This window comes from Cupriavidus sp. GW823-FHT06D04 (assembly GCF_058795055.1).
On the sequence record NZ_JBXAHL010000126.1, the window covers coordinates 1 to 583 of the forward strand.

Genomic DNA, 583 nt, shown 5'->3' on the forward strand with positions numbered 1-583 from the left:
GGTGCCAAATGTGAGCACTGTTTGGGGCACTACGTCGCCCTGGCGGGCGCCGGCCACCGATAACGAGCTTGACCTGGACTGGCGGCACGACGCCATGTCATGGCACTTCCAAGCAAGTGGTGGCACCCCGATGCAATCACCCACGGCGACGTTCCGAGAGACTGAGGCCTCAGCAGCCCTATCTTCACGGAGACACAACATGCCCATCATTGTTTGCGAATGCAAGGTCGGAATCGAAGCCGGCGTCAAGGCCAAGATCGCCAGCGAGTTCACGAGCGCGATCAGGGAGATCATCCTCTCGCCGCTCGACTTGATTAGCGTCGTATTCCATGAAGCCACGCCCGACAACACCTACCGTTCGGGAGAGCCCACTTCCGAGACGCTGATCTTTTGCCACATACGTGATGGGCGCAGCGACGGCGCCGTGCTATCGCTGGCCAAAAAGGTGAGCTCGATCTGGAGCGCGTGCACCGGAGCAACGGAGGACGAAGTCGAGGTTCTGGTCACACTGTATCCCGCCAAATACGTCGTGCGCGGCGGTGAACGCCTGCCCGAAGCCCCTCGCGTGTGAGGGTGGTGCAGC

Annotated in this window: 1 protein-coding gene; it reads left to right on the forward strand. The window is 61.2% G+C overall.

Going from position 1 to position 583, the window contains the following annotated elements; translation table 11 throughout:
* Positions 1 to 199: 199 nt before the first annotated feature.
* On the forward strand, positions 200 to 571 hold the full coding sequence (locus AC1Q7H_RS39880) for a tautomerase family protein (RefSeq protein WP_442877035.1): 372 nt from the start codon (positions 200 to 202) through the stop codon (positions 569 to 571).
* Positions 572 to 583: the final 12 nt, after the last annotated feature.

What these genes read in the sequence shown, in the direction of transcription:
- AC1Q7H_RS39880 (WP_442877035.1), top strand. Translation starts at nt 200, where the DNA reads ATGCCCATCATTGTTTGCGAATGCAAGGTCGGAATCGAAGCCGGCGTC.